The organism is Bradyrhizobium sediminis, from assembly GCF_018736105.1.
In the GTDB taxonomy this organism is placed as follows: Bacteria; Pseudomonadota; Alphaproteobacteria; order Rhizobiales; family Xanthobacteraceae; genus Bradyrhizobium.
Genome location: NZ_CP076135.1, coordinates 1,592,991 through 1,610,423, shown reverse-complemented (window position 1 = coordinate 1,610,423; position 17,433 = coordinate 1,592,991). Strand labels below are relative to the sequence as shown.

The following is a 17,433-nucleotide window of genomic DNA, read 5'->3' as shown; positions in this document are numbered from 1 at the left end:
CCGATTTTTGTCCTGAGAACAACTGCCGAAATGCGTTTCACAACGGCGCAAGGCGGCCTAGATTGCGCGAGATGCCGCAGACCCCCGCCATGACGCCCGAGAACGCACCTACCGTCCAGCAATTGCTGGCCTTTTATCTGGAGGCCGGGGTCGACTGTGCGCTGACCGACGAGCCGGTCAACCGGCTGTCCGATCCCGACATCATGCCGGCCCCCCGCGAGGCGGCGCCGGCCCGGCCCGTCAGGACAATTCCCGCCGCTCCGGCGATCCCGGCCGCGCGCGCCGAGGCGCCGGCCGCGCCGGAGGCCGCTATCCAGTCGGCCCGGGAAGCGGCGCGCACCGCGCCCTCGCTCGAGGCGCTGCGGACGCTGATGGAGACGTTCGACGGCTGCGCGCTGAAGTCGACCGCCACCCGCCTGGTATTCGCCGACGGCAATCCGCAGGCGCGCGTCATGTTCGTCGGCGAGGCTCCCGGGCGCGAGGAAGACATCGAGGGCCTGCCGTTCGTCGGCCGTTCCGGCAAGTTGCTCGACCGCATGATGGCGGCGATCGGGCTCGACCGCTCCAGCGTCTACATCGCCAACGTCATTCCTTGGCGGCCGCCCGGCAACCGCACACCGACGCCGCAGGAAACCCAGATCTGCCTGCCCTTCATCCAGCGGCAAATTGAACTGGTGAACCCGGACGTGCTGGTGACGCTCGGCAACCCCTCGACCCAGACCCTGCTGTCGACGCGCGAGGGCATCATGAAGACCCGCGGGCGCTGGTTCGACTACGACACCGGCACGCGGACGATCCGCGCGCTCGCCACCTTCCATCCGGCCTATCTGTTGCGCTCGCCGTCCTACAAGCGGATGGCGTGGCAGGATCTGCGGGCAATCGCCAAGGCGCTGGAGCAGGCACAGGCCTCATCCTGAAGGAGCACGCGCGAGCGTGCCTCTCGGAGGATGAGATATCCGGGCTCTCATGGTTCGCCCGGCGATGCGAAGCATCGTCCGGAGACGCGCGCCGGACCGCGCAAGCGCGCTGCCGGGAAGACGCGCTCCTCACCATGAGGGTTCGAGACGGCGCAAGCGCGCCTCCTCACCATGAGGAATAGAGTGCTTACGGCCCCTTCGGCCGCACGATAGCCCAGCCGATCCGCAGCAGCGGCTGCCGTCCGGTCACCAGCCATTCGAACGCCCGCGGCACTTCCGGCACCAGACCGGGAAAGCGTTGCGCGATATCGGCGGGCGGCGTGCCTGATGTATCGGACGCGCGCCACACCACGACGCCGCCGGTTTCGTTGAATTTCGCCGGTGTCAGCCACGGCGTCCGTTGCGGCGCGGCATCGAGCAGCAGATGCGGACGCCCGGTATCCAGCGAAATCAGCGCCGCCAGCTGCGGATCGCCGGCCACCGCGCGCAGCCGCTGGTTGGTGCGCCGCTCGAAACTGTCGCCGAAAAAATGCGCGATCGCGCGCGCAGGCAGCGAGGTCGCCACTTCGGTGCCGCCGGTCCAGGGCAGAAACAGCGTGGTCGCGGTTGCCGCGAACGCAGGCGCGAGGACGGCGAGCGCCCAGACCGTGCGCAGGACGCGCTGACGCCGCAGATGGACCAGATCGCCGGTCGCGACGATCACGGCCAGTCCCGACATCATCAGCGCGACGCCCGCCCCGCCCACGACGCCGTCGAGATTGAACAGGCCGGAGATCAGGCTTCCCGCCAGCGCGGGCGCGATGGCGAAGAAGTAAACGAAATTGCGCGCCAGCGGATCGACCGGCGGCCGGTAGATGATCGGCGTCTCTTCCGGGTTGCGGTTGAACCAGCCGGAATTGAGCACCACCAGGACCAGGATCCCCGAAATCGCCAGCAGCAGGCCGCCGAGCAATTTGCCCCAGTGCAGCGCCCTGCCGCTGAGATCGGCAACCGCCGGCCATGGCGGCAATGCCAGCATGTCGGCGCGGATCAGCCAGACCAGCCAGGGCAGCGCCAGCACGACGATCACCAACAGCGCGAACAGCGGATCGAACGACATCAGCATGCGCCGCCCGCGGACGGTGGCGAGCGCAAAGCCGGCGATCAGCAGAAGCAGGCCGATTGCGGCGGAGGTCGTCAGCAGCAGGAGGCCTGCCTCGATCGACCACGCGAACCACGCGTTGCGCCGGTTCTGGCCGATCAACTGCCAGGAGTGCAGCAGCAGCAACGCCCAGAGCGGGCGCGCCAGCACCAGGGGACCGAACTCGGCGCCGGGCGAACTGAAGGCCGTGACCGTCAGCGTCAGCAAAATCGCGAGCACGGCCTGTTGTCCGCCGACAATGGCGCGCGCCAGCAAGAATAGTGTCCAGAAGGTCGCGACCGCGCAGAGCTGCGCCAGCAGATAGACGCCGAACATGTGGTTGCCGGCGGCGCGGAACGCGATATCGGCGAGCCAGAACGCCAGCGGCGGACCGAGATCGGTGCCGACCTGATATTCCCGGCCGAAGGCCAGCATCGTCGCGAGATCGCCGGGCGGGCTGCGATACAACAGCAGCGGCAGGATCAGCCACAACGCCGCCTGCAGCAGCACCACGAGCCACACCACCAGCCGCGGCCGGGCGCGGATCAGTTCGACAATCAGGGAGGTGAAACGCATGAAACGTCCGAAATGCCCGACCAGCCGGCCCCATTCGATCTCGAACGTTTGATAGAGCGCGTCAGCCGCTGACGCAACTGGCGCTAGATGGCGGCCGCAACCTCGGCACCTGCAGGCGTTTCCCTCGTAAAGAGATCGCGCTCGACGGTCGAGGGGTGATGTTTTTCCCGCGCGGCCACGACCGGGGCGAAGAAGCGGCGGTGATGGACGCTCGGCCCGAGCCGGTCCAGCGCTTCGAGATGCTCGGGCACGGCATAGCCCTTGTGGGATTCGAAACCGTAGCCCGGGCAATCCTGCGCCAGCGCGCACATCAGGCGGTCGCGCGTCACTTTGGCAACGATCGACGCCGCCGCGATCGACAGCACCAGCCCGTCGCCGCCGATCACGGCGGAGCATTCGCAGGCGACGTCGAGCCGGTCGCGGCCGTCGACGAACACATGCTGCGGCATCTCCGGCAACGCCTGCACCGCACGTTCGAGCGCCCACAGCGAGGCGCGCAGGATATTGTCGCGATCGATCCGCGCCGGCGAACCGAACGCGACCGCAATCGACGCGGTGGCGCAAATCTGCTCGAACAGTTCCTCGCGGCGTTCCGCCGTCAGCCGCTTTGAATCGTCGATGCCCTTGGGGATCCGCTTCGGGTCGAGCACCACGGCGGCGGCCACCACCGGGCCCGCCAGCGGGCCGCGCCCGGCCTCGTCGCAGCCGGCGATTGGCCAGATGCCACGCTTGATCAGCGCGCGCTCGCGCCGAAAGCTCGGCGGCGCTACGGCAATCGCGCCCTTCGGCGGCTTGGCCTCGTCTTTCCCGGATTTGTCGCGACTCATGCCGGGATCGTGGCCACAGCGAGCCCGACGACGCAACCGGGAACTCCGGGAAATTCCCGCTATTCAGTCGCGGCGCCATGACGTTTTCAGGCGTGGGCGCCGGTTCGCGCAAGGAAAACGCGTCAAACCAAAAGGCTAATCCGGCAAATGGACCCGCCGGTCGTCACCGACCTCGATGCCGGGCGCGACCACCACTTCCCAGGGATGATTGTCGGGATCGGAAAAATATCCGGAATAACCGCCGTAATCGGTCGCGTGCGCCGGTTTCAACAGCGAAGCACCCTTTGAGATGGCGAAATCCAGCACGGCGTCGACCTCCTCGGCCGTACTGCAATTCCAGGCCAGCGTCATGCCGCGAAACCCTCGCGGCCGCGGGTCCTGCGGCAGCGTGACGTCCTGCGCCAGCAGATCCCACGGAAACAGCCCGAGCGCCGTGCCGCCGGTCTCGAAGAACGCGACGGCTTCGCCTGACGCGGCAAGCTTTCGCGTGAAGCCGAGCGCTTCGTAAAACGCGATGCTGGCGCGCATATTGCTGACGCCGAGCGTGATCATGGTCAGCCGCGGGATCGGGGCCGGTAGTTTCGTATTCATGCCACTTCCTTCTCCGTCATTGCCTGCGACAAACGCGAACCGTTTGCGCAAGGGAGCAACGCGACGAAGCAATCCATCTTTGCCTGGCAAGCGATGGATTGCTTCGCGGAGCCTGTCATCGGGCGCGCATTCGCGCGACCCGTTGGCTCGCAATGACGGCTGCTAGAACAAACTCAGCTGCTGCCCGCTGCTCTTCGGTCGCGCGAAATGATCTGATGTCAGTTTCGAGCGCCGCTTGTTGAGCCCGAGCTTCTCGCAGGCGATCTCGAACCGGCGTCCGATCATCCAGGCCATCGGCCCGGTGCCCTTCATCCGCGTTCCCCACTGCGAATCGTAGTCGCGCCCGCCGCGCATGTCGCGGATCAGCGTGAAGACGTGGCGGTAGCGGTCGGGATAATTCGCCATCAGCCATTCGCGGAACAGGTCGCGCACCTCGAGCGGCAGCCGCAGCAGTATATAGCTCGCTTCCTTGACGCCGGCATGGGCCGCGGCATCGAGAATGCGCTCGATCTCGGAATCGTTCAGCGCGGGGATCACGGGCGCCACCATCACCGTGGTCGGAATTCCCGCCTCCGACAATTGCCGCAGCGCTTGCAGCCGCTTTGCCGGCGTCGAGGCCCGCGGCTCCATGGTGCGCGCGAGCTGGGGATCGAGGCTCGTTACCGACAATGCGACCTTGGCGAGGTTGCGCTTCGCCATCCGCGCCAGAATATCGATGTCGCGGGTCACCAGCGCCGATTTGGTAACGATGCCGACCGGGTGGCCCGCTCGTTCCAGCACTTCGAGAATGCCGCGCATGATCTTCCGCTCGCGCTCGATCGGCTGATAGGGATCGGTGTTGGTGCCGATCGCGATCATGCGCGGTTCGTAGTCCGGCGCCGCCAGTTCCTTTTCCAGTAGCTGCGGCGCGTCGGGCTTGGCGAACAGTTTCGATTCGAAGTCGAGCCCCGGCGACAGTCCGAGATAGGCGTGGGTCGGCCGCGCGAAGCAGTAGACGCAGCCATGCTCGCAGCCCCGGTAGGGGTTGATCGAACGGTCGAAGCCGATATCCGGCGAGTCGTTGCGGGTGATGACTTTCCGCGCGGTATCGAGCGCGACGGTGGTCTTGAACGGCGGCAATTCGTCGAGGCTCTGCCAGCCATCGTCGAAGGCTATCCGCGCCTCGGCCTCGAAGCGGCCGCTGGCGTTGGATTGCGCGCCGCGGCCACGCCGCCGTTCGCGTTCGATCGCGACTGCGAGTTCGGGAAAAGGAGAAGGTGCACCCGCCGGCTCGGAGGGCGCCGTGACCGGCGGGTGCTTGAGGGCATGTGAGGATGCTCGGCTCATGGCCAGAACATAACACGCATCGAGAACAAAACAAGAACATGAATCGCGAAATCCACAGATGGCGGAACCGCCTGCCCTGCTGCAAAAAACTGCACCGCGAATGCTGATTTGATTGTGACAAGGTGCTAACAATCCGGCGTTTTTCACCGTTTTGAGCCAGCGAAGCCTCATTGATGCTGAGCGTGATCATTCCGACCGAGGGCGTCGAACAGCCGGCCGTCGCGACCCTTGCGGCGCTGGTGCCCGGCGCCGCCGCAGGCATCGTTCGCGAGGTGCTGCTGGTCGACCGTTCCGGCACCGGCGTGATCGAGCGCGTGGCCGACGTCGCAGGCTGCCGCTTCCTGGCGTTCGAGGGATCGCGCGCGGCGGCGCTGGCCGCAGGCGCCCGGCAGGCCCGCTCGCCCTGGCTGATGTTCCTGCATGCCGGCGCCGTGCTGGACGCAGGCTGGATCGAGGAGACCACCCAGTTCATCCAGGGCGTCTCCTCGAGCGGCCGTCCCCGCGCCGGGATCTTCCGCTATGCCCGCTCGCCCTATGCCGACACCCGCTGGCGCGACGGCTTCAAATTCGTGGCCCGGATGATCACGGGGCCGTCGGCGGAACAGGGGCTGCTGATCGCCCGGGACCATTACGACCGGCTCGGCGGCTACGCGCCGGACGCCCGCCGCTCCGAGGCCCGGCTGTTGCGCCAGCTCGGCCGCTCCTCCCGCACCCAGCTGCGCAGCCGGATCATGGTCGTCGCCTGAACATCCTGGACCCGGGACGGCCCGGACCAAAAATCGCGAAAACAACCCCATGCAAAGTAGAACTGGCAGGGCTGACACCGCAATATATTTGCCAAAGTCAAATAATTAATTGATAATGGCAAACATCGAGGTGTGTGATGTCCCCAGACGATTTCGACGGCCAGGTCGCCGCGATCCGCGGTTTCAGCCGCTTCTACACCCGCAAGCTCGGCATCATCGAGCCGAAGCTGCTGCATAGTTCTTTCACCCTGCAGGAGGCGCGCATCCTCTACGAGATCGCGCATCGCCCCGCCTGCACCGCAACCGACCTGACCCGCGACCTCGGCCTCGATCCCGGCTTCCTGAGCCGAACCCTGCAGGCGTTGCAGCGCCGCCAGATCGTGACGCGAAAGCCGTCAAAGGACGACGGCCGCGTCAACGAGCTCTCGCTCACCGCCAAGGGCCGCACCGCGCAAGCCGAACTCGAACGCCGCTCGCACGAGGAGGTCGGCGCACTGCTCGCGGGACTGGATGCCGCGCAGCGCGCGGCCATCGTGGGCGCGATGACCACGATCGAGCAGACGCTGGAGCGGCCCGCGGAAAAGCCGGCCGTCTTCATCCTGCGCAGCCACCGTCCCGGCGACATCGGCTGGGTGATCTCCAGCCAGGCACAGGCCTATGCCGAGGAATATGGCTGGGACATCAGTTACGAGGCCCTGGTCGCCGAGATCTGTGCGCAGTTCATCAGGAGCTATGATCCTTCGCGCGAGCATTGCTGGATCGCCGAGGCAAGCGGCGAGCGCCTCGGCTCGGTCTTCCTGGTGAACGGCGGCGATGACGTCGCCAAGCTGCGGCTATTGCTGGTGGAGAAAAAAGCGCGCGGACTCGGCGTCGGCCGCGCGCTCGTCGAGCAATGCGTCCGCTCGGCGCGCGAGAAGGGCTACCAGGAGATGACGCTGTGGACGCAGAGCGTCCTGGTCGCCGCGCGCGGCATCTATCAGGCCGTGGGTTTCCGTCGCGTCAAGGAAGAGCCGCACCACAGCTTTGGCGTCGATCTCGTCGGCGAGACCTGGGAGATGAAGCTGTAGCTTGTCGTTCCAGTGCAGTCACACGGCGGCTGTCATCGCCCGGCTTGACCGGGCGACCCAGTATTCCAGAGGCGTCCCTGATTGAGCCGAGAGGCCGCGGCGTACTGGGTCACCCGCCTTCGCGGGTGACGACAGCCCTGGGGCCCGAGGTTCCGGGTTCGCCTCTTCGACGCGCCCCGGAATGACAGATTACACCGATGCCCCCTTTGCCTTCGGCCGTCGCAGATGCTCGTCCAGCCGCGGCATGATCTCCACGAAATTGCAGGGACGCGTGCGGTAATCGAGCTGCGGGGCCAGAATCCCGTCCCAGCCGTCGCGGCAGGCGCCCGGCGATCCCGGCAGGCAGAAGATATAGGTGGCGCCGGCGACACCCGCGGTGGCGCGGCTCTGGATCGTCGAGGTGCCGATCTTGGCGTGGCTCAGCATGTGAAATGCGATGGAGAAGCCATCCATCCGCTTCTCGAACAAGGGCTCGATCGCCTCCGGCGTGACGTCGCGGCCGGTGAAGCCGGTGCCGCCGGTGGTGATGATGACGTCAATGCCGGGATCGGCGATCCATCGCCTGACGATGCTGCGGATCGCCTCGACGTCGTCGGTCGTGATCTCGCGCGCCGCCAGCGTGTGACCGGCCGCGGTCAGCCGGTCCGCCAGCGTGGTGCCGGACTTGTCATCCGCCAGCGACCGGGTGTCGGAAACCGTCAACACCGCGATGTTGAGCGAGATGAATTGTTTTGTTTCGTCGATTGATGACATTTGCGAACTCTTTCGCGCGCGCGGGAATAACGACTGTCGCGTTACAGCGCTCCCACCGCGAACGTATTGCAGGCCTGCACTGTACCCTGCTGGTAGCCGGTCATGAACCACTTCTTTCGTTGCGCGGCGGAGCCGTGGGTGAAGGAATCCGGCACCACCCTGCCGGTGGCCTGCCGCTGCAGCGTATCGTCGCCGATCGCGGACGCCGTGGTCAGCGCCGCATCGATGTCGCCCGCTTCGAGGAAGCCCGGACGTTTCTTTTCCTCGCGGTTGACCCAGACGCCGGACAGGCAATCGGCCTGCAGTTCGACCTTGACCTGCAGCGCATTGGCTTCCGCCTTGCTGCCGGCCTGGTCCTGCAGCCGCGTCACGCGCGGCAGGATGCCGAGCAGGTTCTGGATGTGGTGCCCCGCTTCATGGGCGATGATATAGGCCGCGGTGAATTTGCAGGCGTTGCCCGAGCAGCCGCGGAACCGGGTCTCGACCTGGCGGAAGAATGCGGTGTCGAGAAAGATCTGCCGGTCGGGCGGGCAGTAGAACGGCCCCATCGCCGACTGCGCCATGCCGCAGCGCCCGCCATTGGTGGCGTTGCGGAACAGCACGATGCGCGGGCCCTTGTAGGTTTGCCCGCCGGCCTTGAAGATTTCGTCCCAGCGATCGTCGATCTCGCCGAGCACGCCGGCGATCATGCTGCCCATCTCGTCGGTCGGCGCGCCGGTTTTCGCCGGGCCGGACCTGCGATCGCTTTGATAGCTCGGCGCCTGGCCGCCGCCGGTGAGAATTTCCGCGCCGCCGATCAGGATGCGCGGATCGATGCCGAAGGCGTAGCCGAGAAGGCCGAGCACGATGACGGTGCCGATGCCGAGCCCGCCGCCGCCCATCGGCAGGCCGAAGCCGCCGCCACCGCCGCCCATTCCGCCGCCGTCGTCGCCGCGACGGTCCTCGATGTCGTCGCTGCGGCGGAAATCATCGTAACGCATGGCGGTTTTTCCTCATTCCAGCCTGCCGGCGGCGAGCCCGCCGGTCCCAAACGCGGCAGACACGTAGAATTTCCATTCCGTTAATCAATAACCCGCCCGGCAATTATTGCCTAGTGGGACAGCGCCGCACACCGCCGCTCAATCTCTGGCGAAGCCATTATCGATTAAGTCGATTTTTACTTTGCGCGGTCAATGTATCGCCAGTCGGTTGTTTAGTCCCGCGTCGCCGACAGCGTCGCCTGAGTCAGAGTAATTGAGTCATGGTTGTGTCGCGTCGCGGGGCGTCTGCAAGGGCGCCCCGCACTAAATTCGAGTCCCCGTCGAGTGCTCGTATCGTCGTAGGCGATTGCGTCGCCGAGATGTCGAAGCTGCCGTCAGGCTCCGTCGATCTGGTGTTCGCAGATCCGCCTTACAACCTGCAGCTCAAGGGCGACCTCAAGCGTCCCGACGAGTCGCATGTCGACGCCGTCAACAACGACTGGGACAAGTTCTCATCCTTCGCCGCCTATGACGATTTCACCCGCGCCTGGCTGCTCGCCTGCCGCCGCGTCATGAAACCGTCGGCGACGCTGTGGGTGATCGGCTCCTACCACAACATTTTCCGCGTCGGCGCGATCATGCAGGACCTCGGCTTCTGGGTTCTCAACGACATCGTCTGGCGCAAGACCAATCCGATGCCGAATTTCCGCGGCCGCCGCTTCACCAATGCGCACGAGACCATGATCTGGGCCGCGCGCGACGAGAAGGCCAAGGGCTATACCTTCAACTATGAGGCCCTGAAGGCCGCCAACGAGGACGTGCAGGCGCGTTCCGACTGGCTGATCCCGCTGTGCACCGGCGAGGAACGCCTCAAGGGTGCCGACGGCAAGAAAGTTCATCCGACGCAGAAGCCGGAAGGCCTGCTGGCGCGGGTGCTGCTGTCGTCCTCGAAGCCCGGCGATCTCGTGATCGACCCGTTCAACGGCACCGGCACCACGGGCGCCGTGGCAAAGCGTCTCGGCCGCCGCTACATCGGCTTCGAGCGCGACCAGACCTATGCCACCGCGGCCGAAGCGCGCATCGCCGCCGTCGAACCGCTGCCGGAAGCAACCCTGGCGCCGTTCATGACCGCGCGCGATGCCCCGCGCGTGGCGTTTTCCGAACTGATCGAGCGCGGCATGATTTCGCCCGGAACAAAGCTGGTCGATGCCAGGAAGCGCCACGGCGCGCTGGTCCGCGCCGACGGCGCCATCATGCTGGGCGACAAGGTCGGCTCGATCCACCGCATCGGCGCGGTGGCCCAGGGCTCCGGCGCCTGCAACGGCTGGACCTTCTGGCACGTCGAGACCAACAAGGGCCTCAAGCTGATCGACGAGCTGCGCGCCGAAATCCGCTCCGGGATGGCGGCGGGTTAGTACTCACTATTAACGGTCAGTGAGTCGCTTGTTGCCCATGCTTCGAGACGCTCGCGATGCTCGCTCCTCCCGAGTGAGCGCGAAGCGCTCATCCGGGCATGAGGTCGTTGTGTATCAACAAGTTAGACCTCATCCTGAGGAGGCCGCGAAGCGGCCGTCTCGAAGGATGGCTGCATTACCGATTTACGATTCCAGGTACTAGTTCGCCCGGACGCCCGATTGGTCCCGCTGCGGCTCAGGCCGCCCGCGCAAGCCCGCTACGCCGCGCGAGACCCGGTCTGATCGACCAGGGTTCCCCTGGCATGATCCAGATAGGTCCTGATCTCCTTGGTCAGCAGGCCGGATTGCGACGAAAGGTTGCCCGACGCGGCCGTGGTCGATGTCGCAAGCTGCTCGGTGCTGGCAGCGATCTGCGCCAGCGCCTGAATATTGCTGGCGATCTCGCCGACCACCGCGAAGGCGCTGTCGATATTGCGCGCGATGTCGGCCGTCGCCTGCGCCTGGGCTTCGGACGTCCCGGCGACCTTGCCGGTAATATCGTTCACTTCCGCGATCACGGAGCCGATTTCGGTGATCGAGACGCCGACGCGGTCGGCGGCGGACTGCACCTGTCCGACCTGCGCCTCGATTTCGGCGGTAAAGTTCGCGGTCTGGGTCGCCAGCGCCTTGACCTCATGGGCGACGACGGCGAAACCGCGCCCCGCATCGCCCGCCCGCGCCGCCTCGATCGTCGCATTCAGCGCCAGTAGGTTGGTCTGGCTGGCGATCGCGTTGATCGACTTGACCACCTCGCTGATGCGCGCGGCGACATCCTTCAGCACATCGACGCTGCCGGCGGCGTCGTTGACTCGCTCGCCGGCGCGTCCTGCGATTTCCACGGAACGCTGAATGTCGGCGCCGACGTCGCGTGCATTCGAGGAAAGTCCCGCCGTCGCCGACGCGACCGACTGCATGTTGGAAGCCGCCTGTTCGGACGCCGCGGCAATCGAGGTTATGCGTTCGCGCGTGGTCGATGCGCCGGTGCGCAGATCGCCGGCGGTTCCGCCCATTGCCGCGGCTCCGTCGTCCAGTGCGGAAACGATCGAACTGACGCTGCCTTCCAGCTCGGCGGTCTGGCGCTCGAATTGCCTGATGCGGGCTTCGATGCTGGTAGTGGCGCTATTGATGGTGTTGGCGCCCTGCAGCAGCGCGCCATGAAGCCCGCCGGGCAGGATCCGCCGGAAGTATTTGTTGTGATGCACGGCGTCCATCGCCGCGGTGGCCTCGCGGACGAACGCATCGCAGCCGTCGATCATGTCGTTGACCAGCCCGAGCAGCTCGGCCATGCCGTCATTTTCCGGAATCGAGAGAATGCGCGCCTCGAAGTCGCCTGCGGCGATCCGCTTGCAAACCTCCTTCGCCTGCCGCGTCAGGCGCACGGTCCTGACGATCCAGAACATCGCCAGCCCCAAAGCGGCCACCGCGACGGCCTGCGCTCCCAGCGCCGCGGCCGGGTAACCCGACAGATGCAGAGCCGACGCGGCGACCGATCCAAGAATCGCAACCGCAATGCTAAGCAGCGCTTTTGAGAGAGAATATAAGCTCTTCATAGGAGACTTTCTGCGAGGCGACGAAATCGGCCAGCGCCTTGTATCCGGCCGCGACCGCGTCTTTTCCGTTCGCGTGGGCGCGCTCGATCTTCAGCACTTCGGCATAGAGCGGCATGATTGCGGTTTCGAGCACCGCGCGGTCGGGAACCCGGCGGTTGGAGTGGTAACCGGTCATCGTGCCCTGGGCGTCGAACGACGGCGTCACATGGGCAAAGACCCAATAGTGATCGCCGTTGCTGGCCATGTTCTTGACGAAGGCAAAGATCTCGCGGCGGTCCTCGATGGTGTCCCACAGCAGGCGAAACACGCTGCGCGGCATATCGGGATGTCTCACGATGCTGTGCGGCTGACCGATCAATTGGGACGCGCGATAGCCGGCGACCCTGCAGAACACGCTGTTGGCGTAGGTCAGGCGACCCTTCAGATCTGTCTTCGAGACGATCAGCTCGGATGCCGAAAAAAAGGTCTCGCGACCGCTTGGACTGACGTGATGGGCCATCATTGGCTTCCGATATCGCAATCATCCATGAATGCGCGCACCAACACCCCTAGAAACTTTGCCTGAATTTTTCCTTAAGCTTCGACAGTTCGACGGCAAAACCGCAGCAACTCAGCCATGCACATGCGACTCAATGGCCACGACATGTCGTCACGGCGAAACCTGAACGCGGGGCCAGTTCACGAACTCGTCGGTTGCGCATTCCGGAGAATCTGAGCAATGGACATGACGTCCGCGGCATCGTCGCCGCGTTCCGGTCTTTCGCGACTTAAAGAGCAACCAAGGGAGTCTATCATGCTCAAATTCTACTTTAACGGATCGCCGAACCCGACCAAGGTTGCGCTCTTTCTCGAAGAAGCCGGCATCCCCTATCAGCCTGTCCCCGTCGACACCCGTGCCGGCGACCAGTTCAAGCCGGAATACCTCGCCGTCAATCCGAACGGCAAGGTGCCCGCCATCGACGACGGCGGCGTCAAGGTGTTCGACAGCAATGCCATCCTGCTCTATCTCGCCGAAAAGACCGGCAAGTTTCTGCCTGCGAATACGCCGGCCAACCGCGCCGAACTGCTATCCTGGCTGATGTTCGTCGCCACCGGCGTCGGGCCGTTCAGCGGCCAGGCCGTCCACTTCAGGCATTTCGCGCCGGAGAAGGTCGATTACGCCCATAACCGCTATCAGTTCGAGGCGCAGCGGCATTTCTCCATTCTCAACGACCATCTGGCCAGGCGCCGCTACATGGTCGGCGACACCTACACCATCGTCGATATGGACGTGTGGGGCTGGGCCCGCATGATCCCGTTCATCATGGGCGAGGAAGCCTTCGCGAAATATCCCAACGTCAAGCGGCTGGTCGATGAAATCTCGGCACGGCCGGCGGCGAAGAAGGCGATCGCCCTGAAGGACAACTTCAAGTTCAAGGCGGAAATGGACGACGAGGCGCGCCGCAACATGTTCAAGCATCTTGCGGTCAAGGCGGCCTGATCGAAATCGCCACCGTCATTCCGGGACACGCGCGCACGCGCGTGGACCCGGAATCCGGGAGATCGAAGCGAGAGATCCCCGACGCGCCAATTGGCGCGCCGGGGAATGACGCGAGCGAACTCAACCCGCGGCCAGCCTGCGCTCTGCCGGAAACGGCCCGAGCACGCGTTCGACCAGGGCGGAGTCGCAGTATTCCTTGATCTGCCTGATCCTGCCGTCCTCGACGCGCCAGACCATGCAATACTGGTTGTCGTAGCGCAGACCCGCCTTGGTGACGTTGTCGCCGCGGGCCTCGACCACGACACAGTCGCCTTCGGCAATGAAATTGAACGCGACCGTCCGCGGCCGCGCCGCGAAGAACGAGCGGAAATGGCCCATCAGGCCGTTCAGGATCGCCTCCCGCCCCTTGAATTCATGCGACCATGAATACTGGCCGGTGACGATCCAGCTGGCATCGTCGGCGAGATTGTCCGCGAAGGTGGTCCCGCTGCGGTTGGCGGAATCCTCGTAGACCTGTTGCACGAGTTTCTTGTTCTCTGCTGCGCTCATGGCGGCTTCTCCATTGATTGGCTGTGGCCAATCATGGCGCCTCGGCACGGCATTCTTCCAATCGATAGTGAATATGATATATATTCGTCTCATGAATTTGAATTCGCTTGACCTCAACCTGCTGGTCGCGCTCGAGGCGCTGCTGAGGGAAGCCAGCGTCAGCCGCGCGGCGATGCGGATCGGGCTGTCGCAGCCGGCCACCAGCCACGCCTTGCAGCGGCTGCGCCACCTCGTGGGCGATCCCCTGCTGGTACGGTCGGGAGCGCGCATGGAACTGACGCCGCGGGCGCAGGCTTTGCGCGGGCCATTGGCGCAGGTGCTCGACCAGGTGCGCGGGCTGTTCATCCCCGACGACTTCGATGCCCTCAGCAGCGAACGGCACTTCCGCCTGATGATGCCGGACCTCGCGGTCGAACTGTTGATGCCGCCGCTGATGGAGAAGGTCACCAAGGCCGCGCCGAACGTGACCATCGACGTGGTGCCGTGGCGGGGACCGGCGATCTTCACCGCCGAGTTCGCCCGCACCATCGACCTCGTGATCTCGATCGGCGATGCGTTCGGCGGATTTCACCGCCAGCGCCTCTACACCGACAGCGACGCGCTCGCGGTGCGGCGCGGCCACCCGGTTGGCGCAAAACTGAAGCGGCGCGATGCGTTCCTGGACGCGCGCCATGTCGCCGTCGTCATCCGCGGCCAGAGCGAGGACCTGATCGACGGCTGGCTGCGGGCCAAGGGCATCGAACGGCGGATCGCGCTGGTGGTATCAGGCTATATCGAGGCGCTGCATGTCACCGCGCGCACCGATCTCGTCGCCTTCGTGCCGCGTCGGCTGATCGGGGCGTTGGCGAAGCAATTGTCGCTGATATCGGTGGCGCCGCCGCTCGACCCCGGGATCGACGAACAATTCATGTTCTACCCGACCCGCGCCCAGACGGACCCCGGCTCGATCTGGCTGCGCAACATCATGCTCGGGATCGGCCGCGAGATGGAGCGCGAGAAGCGGAAGGCCGCCTAGCTCTTTTCCTCGGCAACGACCTTCTGCACCGCCGCCCGCTCCGACATCCGCTTGCGGTGATCCGCCACCTTCGGCAGATCAGCCAGATCGACGCTGTCGCCCTCGAGCCATCCCGCCAGCGTAAACAGGTAGGGATCGCAGATCGTGTACTGCTCGCCCATCACCCAGGGCCCTTTCAGCATGTCGCGCTCGATCAGCGCGAAACAGGCGGCCATGGTCTGCGGCACCTTGCGTTTCATGTCGGCGAAGGAGGATTCCTCGGTGGCCCAGCGCGGCCCCCGCATCTTGTGGGCATGATTGATATGCACCGTCGAACACAGATAGGAGTTGAAGGATTGCACCTGCGCAAACGCAAAGGCGTCATCGAACGGCGCCAGTTTCGCCTGCGGAAAACTCTGCGCGATGAAGGCGAGCATCGCCGGCGTCTCGGTCAGGATGCCGCGATCCGTCACCAGCGCCGGCACGCGCCCCTTGGGATTGACCTTGAGATATTCCGGGCTGTTCTGCTGGTTGCTCTTGAAATCGAGCCGCTCGGTGGTGTAGGCGGCGCCGGCCTCCTCCAGGGCGATATGCGAAGCGAGCGCGCAAGTGCCGGGGGCATAATAGAGTTTGAACATGTTGGTCCTCTTGGCCGGAGTCGGACGTTAGCGGCACGCCGTTGAACGGTCCACCCCAGCCGGCCAGCCTCTTTCGCAGTTGCCCCCTGCCCTCCCGCATGCCATGACGCCCCCGGTAACAGGGGCGTAATCATGACGGTTCTCATCGCTGGCGGCGGCATCGGCGGGCTGACGCTGGCCCTCAGCCTGCATCAAATCGGCGTTCCCGCCAAAGTCTTCGAGAGCGTGTCCGAACTGAAGCCGCTCGGGGTCGGCATCAACGTGCTGCCTCATGCCGTGCGCGAACTGGTCGAACTCGGCCTGCTCGACAAGCTCGATGCGTCAGGCGTGCGCACCAAGGAACTCGCGTATTTTTCCAAGCACGGCAAGCCGATCTGGAGCGAGCCGCGCGGCATCGAGGCCGGCTACAGATGGCCGCAATTCTCGATCCATCGCGGCACGCTGCAGCAGATCCTGCTCGACGCCGCGACCGAACGGTTAGGGCCTGCGAACATCCTGACCAGCCATCATCTCAATGGCTGGACCGAGACGCCGGACGGCGTCCGCGCCGATTTCATCGACAAGGCCACCGGCAAGCCGGCCGGCAGCCATGACGGCACGATCCTGATCGCCGCCGATGGCATCCACTCCGCGATCCGCGAAAAGCTCTATCCGCAGGAAGGCCCGCCGATCTGGAACGGACGCATCCTGTGGCGCGGCGTCACCGCGTCGGATGCGTTCCTCTCCGGCCGCACCATGATCATGGCCGGCCACGAGATCCTGAAATTCGTCTGCTATCCGATTTCCAAGCAGGCCGACGCATCCGGCAAATACCAGATCAACTGGGTCGCCGAGCGGCACATGCCGCCGACCTACCAATGGCGGCGGGAAGACTACAACCGCACCGCCAGGCTGGAGGAATTCCTGCCGTGGTTTGCGGACTGGAAGTTCGACTGGCTCGACGTGCCCGGCCTGATCCGCAACTGCTCGCACGCCTACGAGTATCCGCTGGTCGACCGCGATCCGATCCCGCAATGGACGTTCGGCCGCGTCACCTTGATGGGCGACGCCGCGCATCCGATGTACCCGATCGGCTCCAACGGCGCCTCGCAGGCGATTCTCGATGCCCGCGTGCTGACCCGCGAAATTCTGGCGCAAGGCCCTACCAACGCCGCGCTGCTCGCCTATGAGGCCGAGCGGCGGCCCGCGACCACCGATCTCGTCCTGCTCAACCGGCGCAACGGGCCCGAGCAGGTGATGCAACTGGTCGAGGAGCGCGCGCCCGACGGCTACAACGTCGTCACCGACGTATTGTCGCTGAAGGAACTGGAAGACATCGCCGCCAATTACAAGCGCGTCGCCGGCTTCCAGGTCGAGGGCCTCAACGCCAAGCCGCCGATCGTGACGATGCCCGCCGGGGCGACCCGGGCCGGCGCGGTCTAGACGATTCCACCGGCAGCCACCTCAAGGTGCTCGCGCCTGATGGCCTTGGCGGTCTCGACCAGCCGCGCGCTCGCGGTTGAGGTCGCGAGCACGGTGCCGTCCCCGGCCATCAACCTGCCCTCGACGAACGCGACGGTCTTGCCGAGCTGCGTCACGCTCGCCTCGCCGACGATCGGCCCCGGTTTGGCCGGGGCGAGGAAATTGACGGTCATGGTGATGGTCGCGGTGTAGAGCCTGCCCTCTGTCATGATGAAAACCGCCGGCCCCATGGTGTCATCGAGCATGGCGGAGAGGATGCCGCCCTGGACGAAACCGGCGGGATTGCAGAACACTTTCTTGCCGTCAAAGCCGATCCGCACCCACCCCTCGCTGGGGCGCGCATCGAGCAGGTGCCAGCCGAGCAGCTTCGAGGACGGCGGGGCGGTGAGACGGTCGAGTGCGGTTGCGATCATGGGAGCCTCCGT

General features: G+C 65.3%; 18 protein-coding genes. 7 read left to right on the top strand and 11 right to left on the bottom strand.

Annotated elements, in window-relative coordinates:
• Window positions 1-89 precede the first annotated feature (89 nt).
• A complete protein-coding gene (locus KMZ68_RS07775) occupies window positions 90-917 on the top strand; it encodes a uracil-DNA glycosylase (protein ID WP_215616247.1) in 828 nt (275 codons plus the stop codon).
• Between the two features lie 187 nt (window positions 918-1,104).
• On the opposite strand, the gene KMZ68_RS07770 is transcribed toward KMZ68_RS07775, so the two are convergent.
• The 4 genes from KMZ68_RS07770 to KMZ68_RS07755 form a co-directional block, all read right to left on the bottom strand.
• Window positions 1,105-2,613 carry a glycosyltransferase family 39 protein gene (locus KMZ68_RS07770; protein ID WP_215615218.1) on the bottom strand — a complete coding sequence of 503 codons (1,509 nt, stop codon included), beginning with the start codon at window positions 2,611-2,613 and terminating at the stop codon, window positions 1,105-1,107.
• Between the two features lie 83 nt (window positions 2,614-2,696).
• Complete coding sequence (locus KMZ68_RS07765) at window positions 2,697-3,440, bottom strand: ribonuclease HII (RefSeq protein ID WP_215615217.1); 744 nt, start codon at window positions 3,438-3,440, stop codon at window positions 2,697-2,699.
• Between the two features lie 135 nt (window positions 3,441-3,575).
• The gene (locus KMZ68_RS07760) at window positions 3,576-4,031 is read right to left on the bottom strand and encodes a VOC family protein (RefSeq protein ID WP_215615216.1); all 456 of its coding nucleotides are present in this window, start codon (window positions 4,029-4,031) and stop codon (window positions 3,576-3,578) included.
• A 162-nt stretch (window positions 4,032-4,193) separates the two neighbouring features.
• Window positions 4,194-5,357: a PA0069 family radical SAM protein gene (locus KMZ68_RS07755; RefSeq protein ID WP_215615215.1), complete on the bottom strand. Its 1,164-nt coding sequence runs from the start codon at window positions 5,355-5,357 to the stop codon at window positions 4,194-4,196.
• 173 nt (window positions 5,358-5,530) lie between these two features.
• On the opposite strand from KMZ68_RS07755, the gene KMZ68_RS07750 reads away from it, so the two are divergent.
• Both KMZ68_RS07750 and KMZ68_RS07745 read left to right on the top strand, forming a co-directional pair.
• Window positions 5,531-6,103, top strand: a complete 573-nt coding sequence (locus tag KMZ68_RS07750; protein ID WP_215615214.1) for a glycosyl transferase — start codon at window positions 5,531-5,533, stop codon at window positions 6,101-6,103.
• Window positions 6,104-6,240: 137 nt separating this feature from the next.
• Window positions 6,241-7,170, top strand: a complete 930-nt coding sequence (locus KMZ68_RS07745) for a bifunctional helix-turn-helix transcriptional regulator/GNAT family N-acetyltransferase (protein WP_215615213.1) — start codon at window positions 6,241-6,243, stop codon at window positions 7,168-7,170.
• 189 nt (window positions 7,171-7,359) lie between these two features.
• On the opposite strand, the gene moaB is transcribed toward KMZ68_RS07745, so the two are convergent.
• Window positions 7,360-7,923 (bottom strand): molybdenum cofactor biosynthesis protein B, encoded by a 564-nt coding sequence (gene moaB, locus KMZ68_RS07740; RefSeq protein WP_215615212.1) that lies wholly within the window; start codon window positions 7,921-7,923, stop codon window positions 7,360-7,362.
• A gap of 41 nt (window positions 7,924-7,964) precedes the next feature.
• Window positions 7,965-8,903 carry a KPN_02809 family neutral zinc metallopeptidase gene (ypfJ, locus tag KMZ68_RS07735; protein ID WP_215615211.1) on the bottom strand — a complete coding sequence of 313 codons (939 nt, stop codon included), beginning with the start codon at window positions 8,901-8,903 and terminating at the stop codon, window positions 7,965-7,967.
• Between the two features lie 260 nt (window positions 8,904-9,163).
• On the opposite strand from ypfJ, the gene KMZ68_RS07730 reads away from it, so the two are divergent.
• Window positions 9,164-10,297 (top strand): site-specific DNA-methyltransferase, encoded by a 1,134-nt coding sequence (locus KMZ68_RS07730; protein ID WP_215603157.1) that lies wholly within the window; start codon window positions 9,164-9,166, stop codon window positions 10,295-10,297.
• 257 nt (window positions 10,298-10,554) lie between these two features.
• Here KMZ68_RS07730 and KMZ68_RS07725 read toward each other — a convergent pair whose 3' ends face one another.
• Together KMZ68_RS07725 and KMZ68_RS07720 are read right to left on the bottom strand one after the other, a co-directional pair.
• Window positions 10,555-11,886 (bottom strand): methyl-accepting chemotaxis protein, encoded by a 1,332-nt coding sequence (locus KMZ68_RS07725; RefSeq protein WP_215615210.1) that lies wholly within the window; start codon window positions 11,884-11,886, stop codon window positions 10,555-10,557.
• Entirely contained in the window at window positions 11,849-12,385 is a 537-nt protein-coding gene (locus tag KMZ68_RS07720) for a PAS domain-containing protein (protein ID WP_215603159.1), read from the bottom strand. The genes KMZ68_RS07725 and KMZ68_RS07720 overlap by 38 nt, the downstream gene beginning before the upstream one ends.
• A gap of 294 nt (window positions 12,386-12,679) precedes the next feature.
• Here KMZ68_RS07720 and KMZ68_RS07715 point away from each other — a divergent pair, with 294 nt between their 5' ends.
• Complete coding sequence (locus KMZ68_RS07715) at window positions 12,680-13,366, top strand: glutathione S-transferase family protein (RefSeq protein WP_215615209.1); 687 nt, start codon at window positions 12,680-12,682, stop codon at window positions 13,364-13,366.
• A gap of 120 nt (window positions 13,367-13,486) precedes the next feature.
• Here the strand turns inward: KMZ68_RS07715 and KMZ68_RS07710 are convergent, their stop codons facing one another.
• Window positions 13,487-13,915, bottom strand: a complete 429-nt coding sequence (locus KMZ68_RS07710; RefSeq protein WP_215615208.1) for a nuclear transport factor 2 family protein — start codon at window positions 13,913-13,915, stop codon at window positions 13,487-13,489.
• Window positions 13,916-14,006: 91 nt separating this feature from the next.
• On the opposite strand from KMZ68_RS07710, the gene KMZ68_RS07705 reads away from it, so the two are divergent.
• Window positions 14,007-14,930 carry a LysR family transcriptional regulator gene (locus KMZ68_RS07705; RefSeq protein ID WP_215615207.1) on the top strand — a complete coding sequence of 308 codons (924 nt, stop codon included), beginning with the start codon at window positions 14,007-14,009 and terminating at the stop codon, window positions 14,928-14,930.
• On the opposite strand, the gene KMZ68_RS07700 is transcribed toward KMZ68_RS07705, so the two are convergent.
• Complete coding sequence (locus KMZ68_RS07700; RefSeq protein WP_215615206.1) at window positions 14,927-15,547, bottom strand: glutathione S-transferase family protein; 621 nt, start codon at window positions 15,545-15,547, stop codon at window positions 14,927-14,929. The genes KMZ68_RS07705 and KMZ68_RS07700 overlap by 4 nt on opposite strands.
• A 132-nt stretch (window positions 15,548-15,679) precedes the next feature.
• Here KMZ68_RS07700 and KMZ68_RS07695 point away from each other — a divergent pair, with 132 nt between their 5' ends.
• On the top strand, window positions 15,680-16,969 hold the full coding sequence (locus KMZ68_RS07695; protein ID WP_215615205.1) for a flavin-dependent oxidoreductase: 1,290 nt from the start codon (window positions 15,680-15,682) through the stop codon (window positions 16,967-16,969).
• On the opposite strand, the gene KMZ68_RS07690 is transcribed toward KMZ68_RS07695, so the two are convergent.
• Window positions 16,966-17,421 carry a PaaI family thioesterase gene (locus KMZ68_RS07690; protein ID WP_215615204.1) on the bottom strand — a complete coding sequence of 152 codons (456 nt, stop codon included), beginning with the start codon at window positions 17,419-17,421 and terminating at the stop codon, window positions 16,966-16,968. The genes KMZ68_RS07695 and KMZ68_RS07690 overlap by 4 nt on opposite strands.
• Between the last annotated feature and the right edge of the window lie 12 nt (window positions 17,422-17,433).

Coding starts and splice junctions, on each gene's coding strand:
- KMZ68_RS07700 (WP_215615206.1), bottom strand. CDS start 15,547: ATGTTCAAACTCTATTATGCCCCCGGCACTTGCGCGCTCGCTTCGCAT.
- KMZ68_RS07725 (WP_215615210.1), bottom strand. CDS start 11,886: ATGAAGAGCTTATATTCTCTCTCAAAAGCGCTGCTTAGCATTGCGGTT.
- KMZ68_RS07745 (WP_215615213.1), top strand. CDS start 6,241: ATGTCCCCAGACGATTTCGACGGCCAGGTCGCCGCGATCCGCGGTTTC.
- KMZ68_RS07750 (WP_215615214.1), top strand. CDS start 5,531: ATGCTGAGCGTGATCATTCCGACCGAGGGCGTCGAACAGCCGGCCGTC.
- KMZ68_RS07715 (WP_215615209.1), top strand. CDS start 12,680: ATGCTCAAATTCTACTTTAACGGATCGCCGAACCCGACCAAGGTTGCG.
- KMZ68_RS07760 (WP_215615216.1), bottom strand. CDS start 4,031: ATGAATACGAAACTACCGGCCCCGATCCCGCGGCTGACCATGATCACG.
- KMZ68_RS07705 (WP_215615207.1), top strand. CDS start 14,007: ATGAATTTGAATTCGCTTGACCTCAACCTGCTGGTCGCGCTCGAGGCG.
- KMZ68_RS07690 (WP_215615204.1), bottom strand. CDS start 17,421: ATGATCGCAACCGCACTCGACCGTCTCACCGCCCCGCCGTCCTCGAAG.
- KMZ68_RS07770 (WP_215615218.1), bottom strand. CDS start 2,613: ATGCGTTTCACCTCCCTGATTGTCGAACTGATCCGCGCCCGGCCGCGG.
- moaB (WP_215615212.1), bottom strand. CDS start 7,923: ATGTCATCAATCGACGAAACAAAACAATTCATCTCGCTCAACATCGCG.
- KMZ68_RS07730 (WP_215603157.1), top strand. CDS start 9,164: ATGGTTGTGTCGCGTCGCGGGGCGTCTGCAAGGGCGCCCCGCACTAAA.
- KMZ68_RS07765 (WP_215615217.1), bottom strand. CDS start 3,440: ATGAGTCGCGACAAATCCGGGAAAGACGAGGCCAAGCCGCCGAAGGGC.
- KMZ68_RS07720 (WP_215603159.1), bottom strand. CDS start 12,385: ATGGCCCATCACGTCAGTCCAAGCGGTCGCGAGACCTTTTTTTCGGCA.
- KMZ68_RS07695 (WP_215615205.1), top strand. CDS start 15,680: ATGACGGTTCTCATCGCTGGCGGCGGCATCGGCGGGCTGACGCTGGCC.
- KMZ68_RS07775 (WP_215616247.1), top strand. CDS start 90: ATGACGCCCGAGAACGCACCTACCGTCCAGCAATTGCTGGCCTTTTAT.
- KMZ68_RS07710 (WP_215615208.1), bottom strand. CDS start 13,915: ATGAGCGCAGCAGAGAACAAGAAACTCGTGCAACAGGTCTACGAGGAT.
- KMZ68_RS07755 (WP_215615215.1), bottom strand. CDS start 5,357: ATGAGCCGAGCATCCTCACATGCCCTCAAGCACCCGCCGGTCACGGCG.
- ypfJ (WP_215615211.1), bottom strand. CDS start 8,903: ATGCGTTACGATGATTTCCGCCGCAGCGACGACATCGAGGACCGTCGC.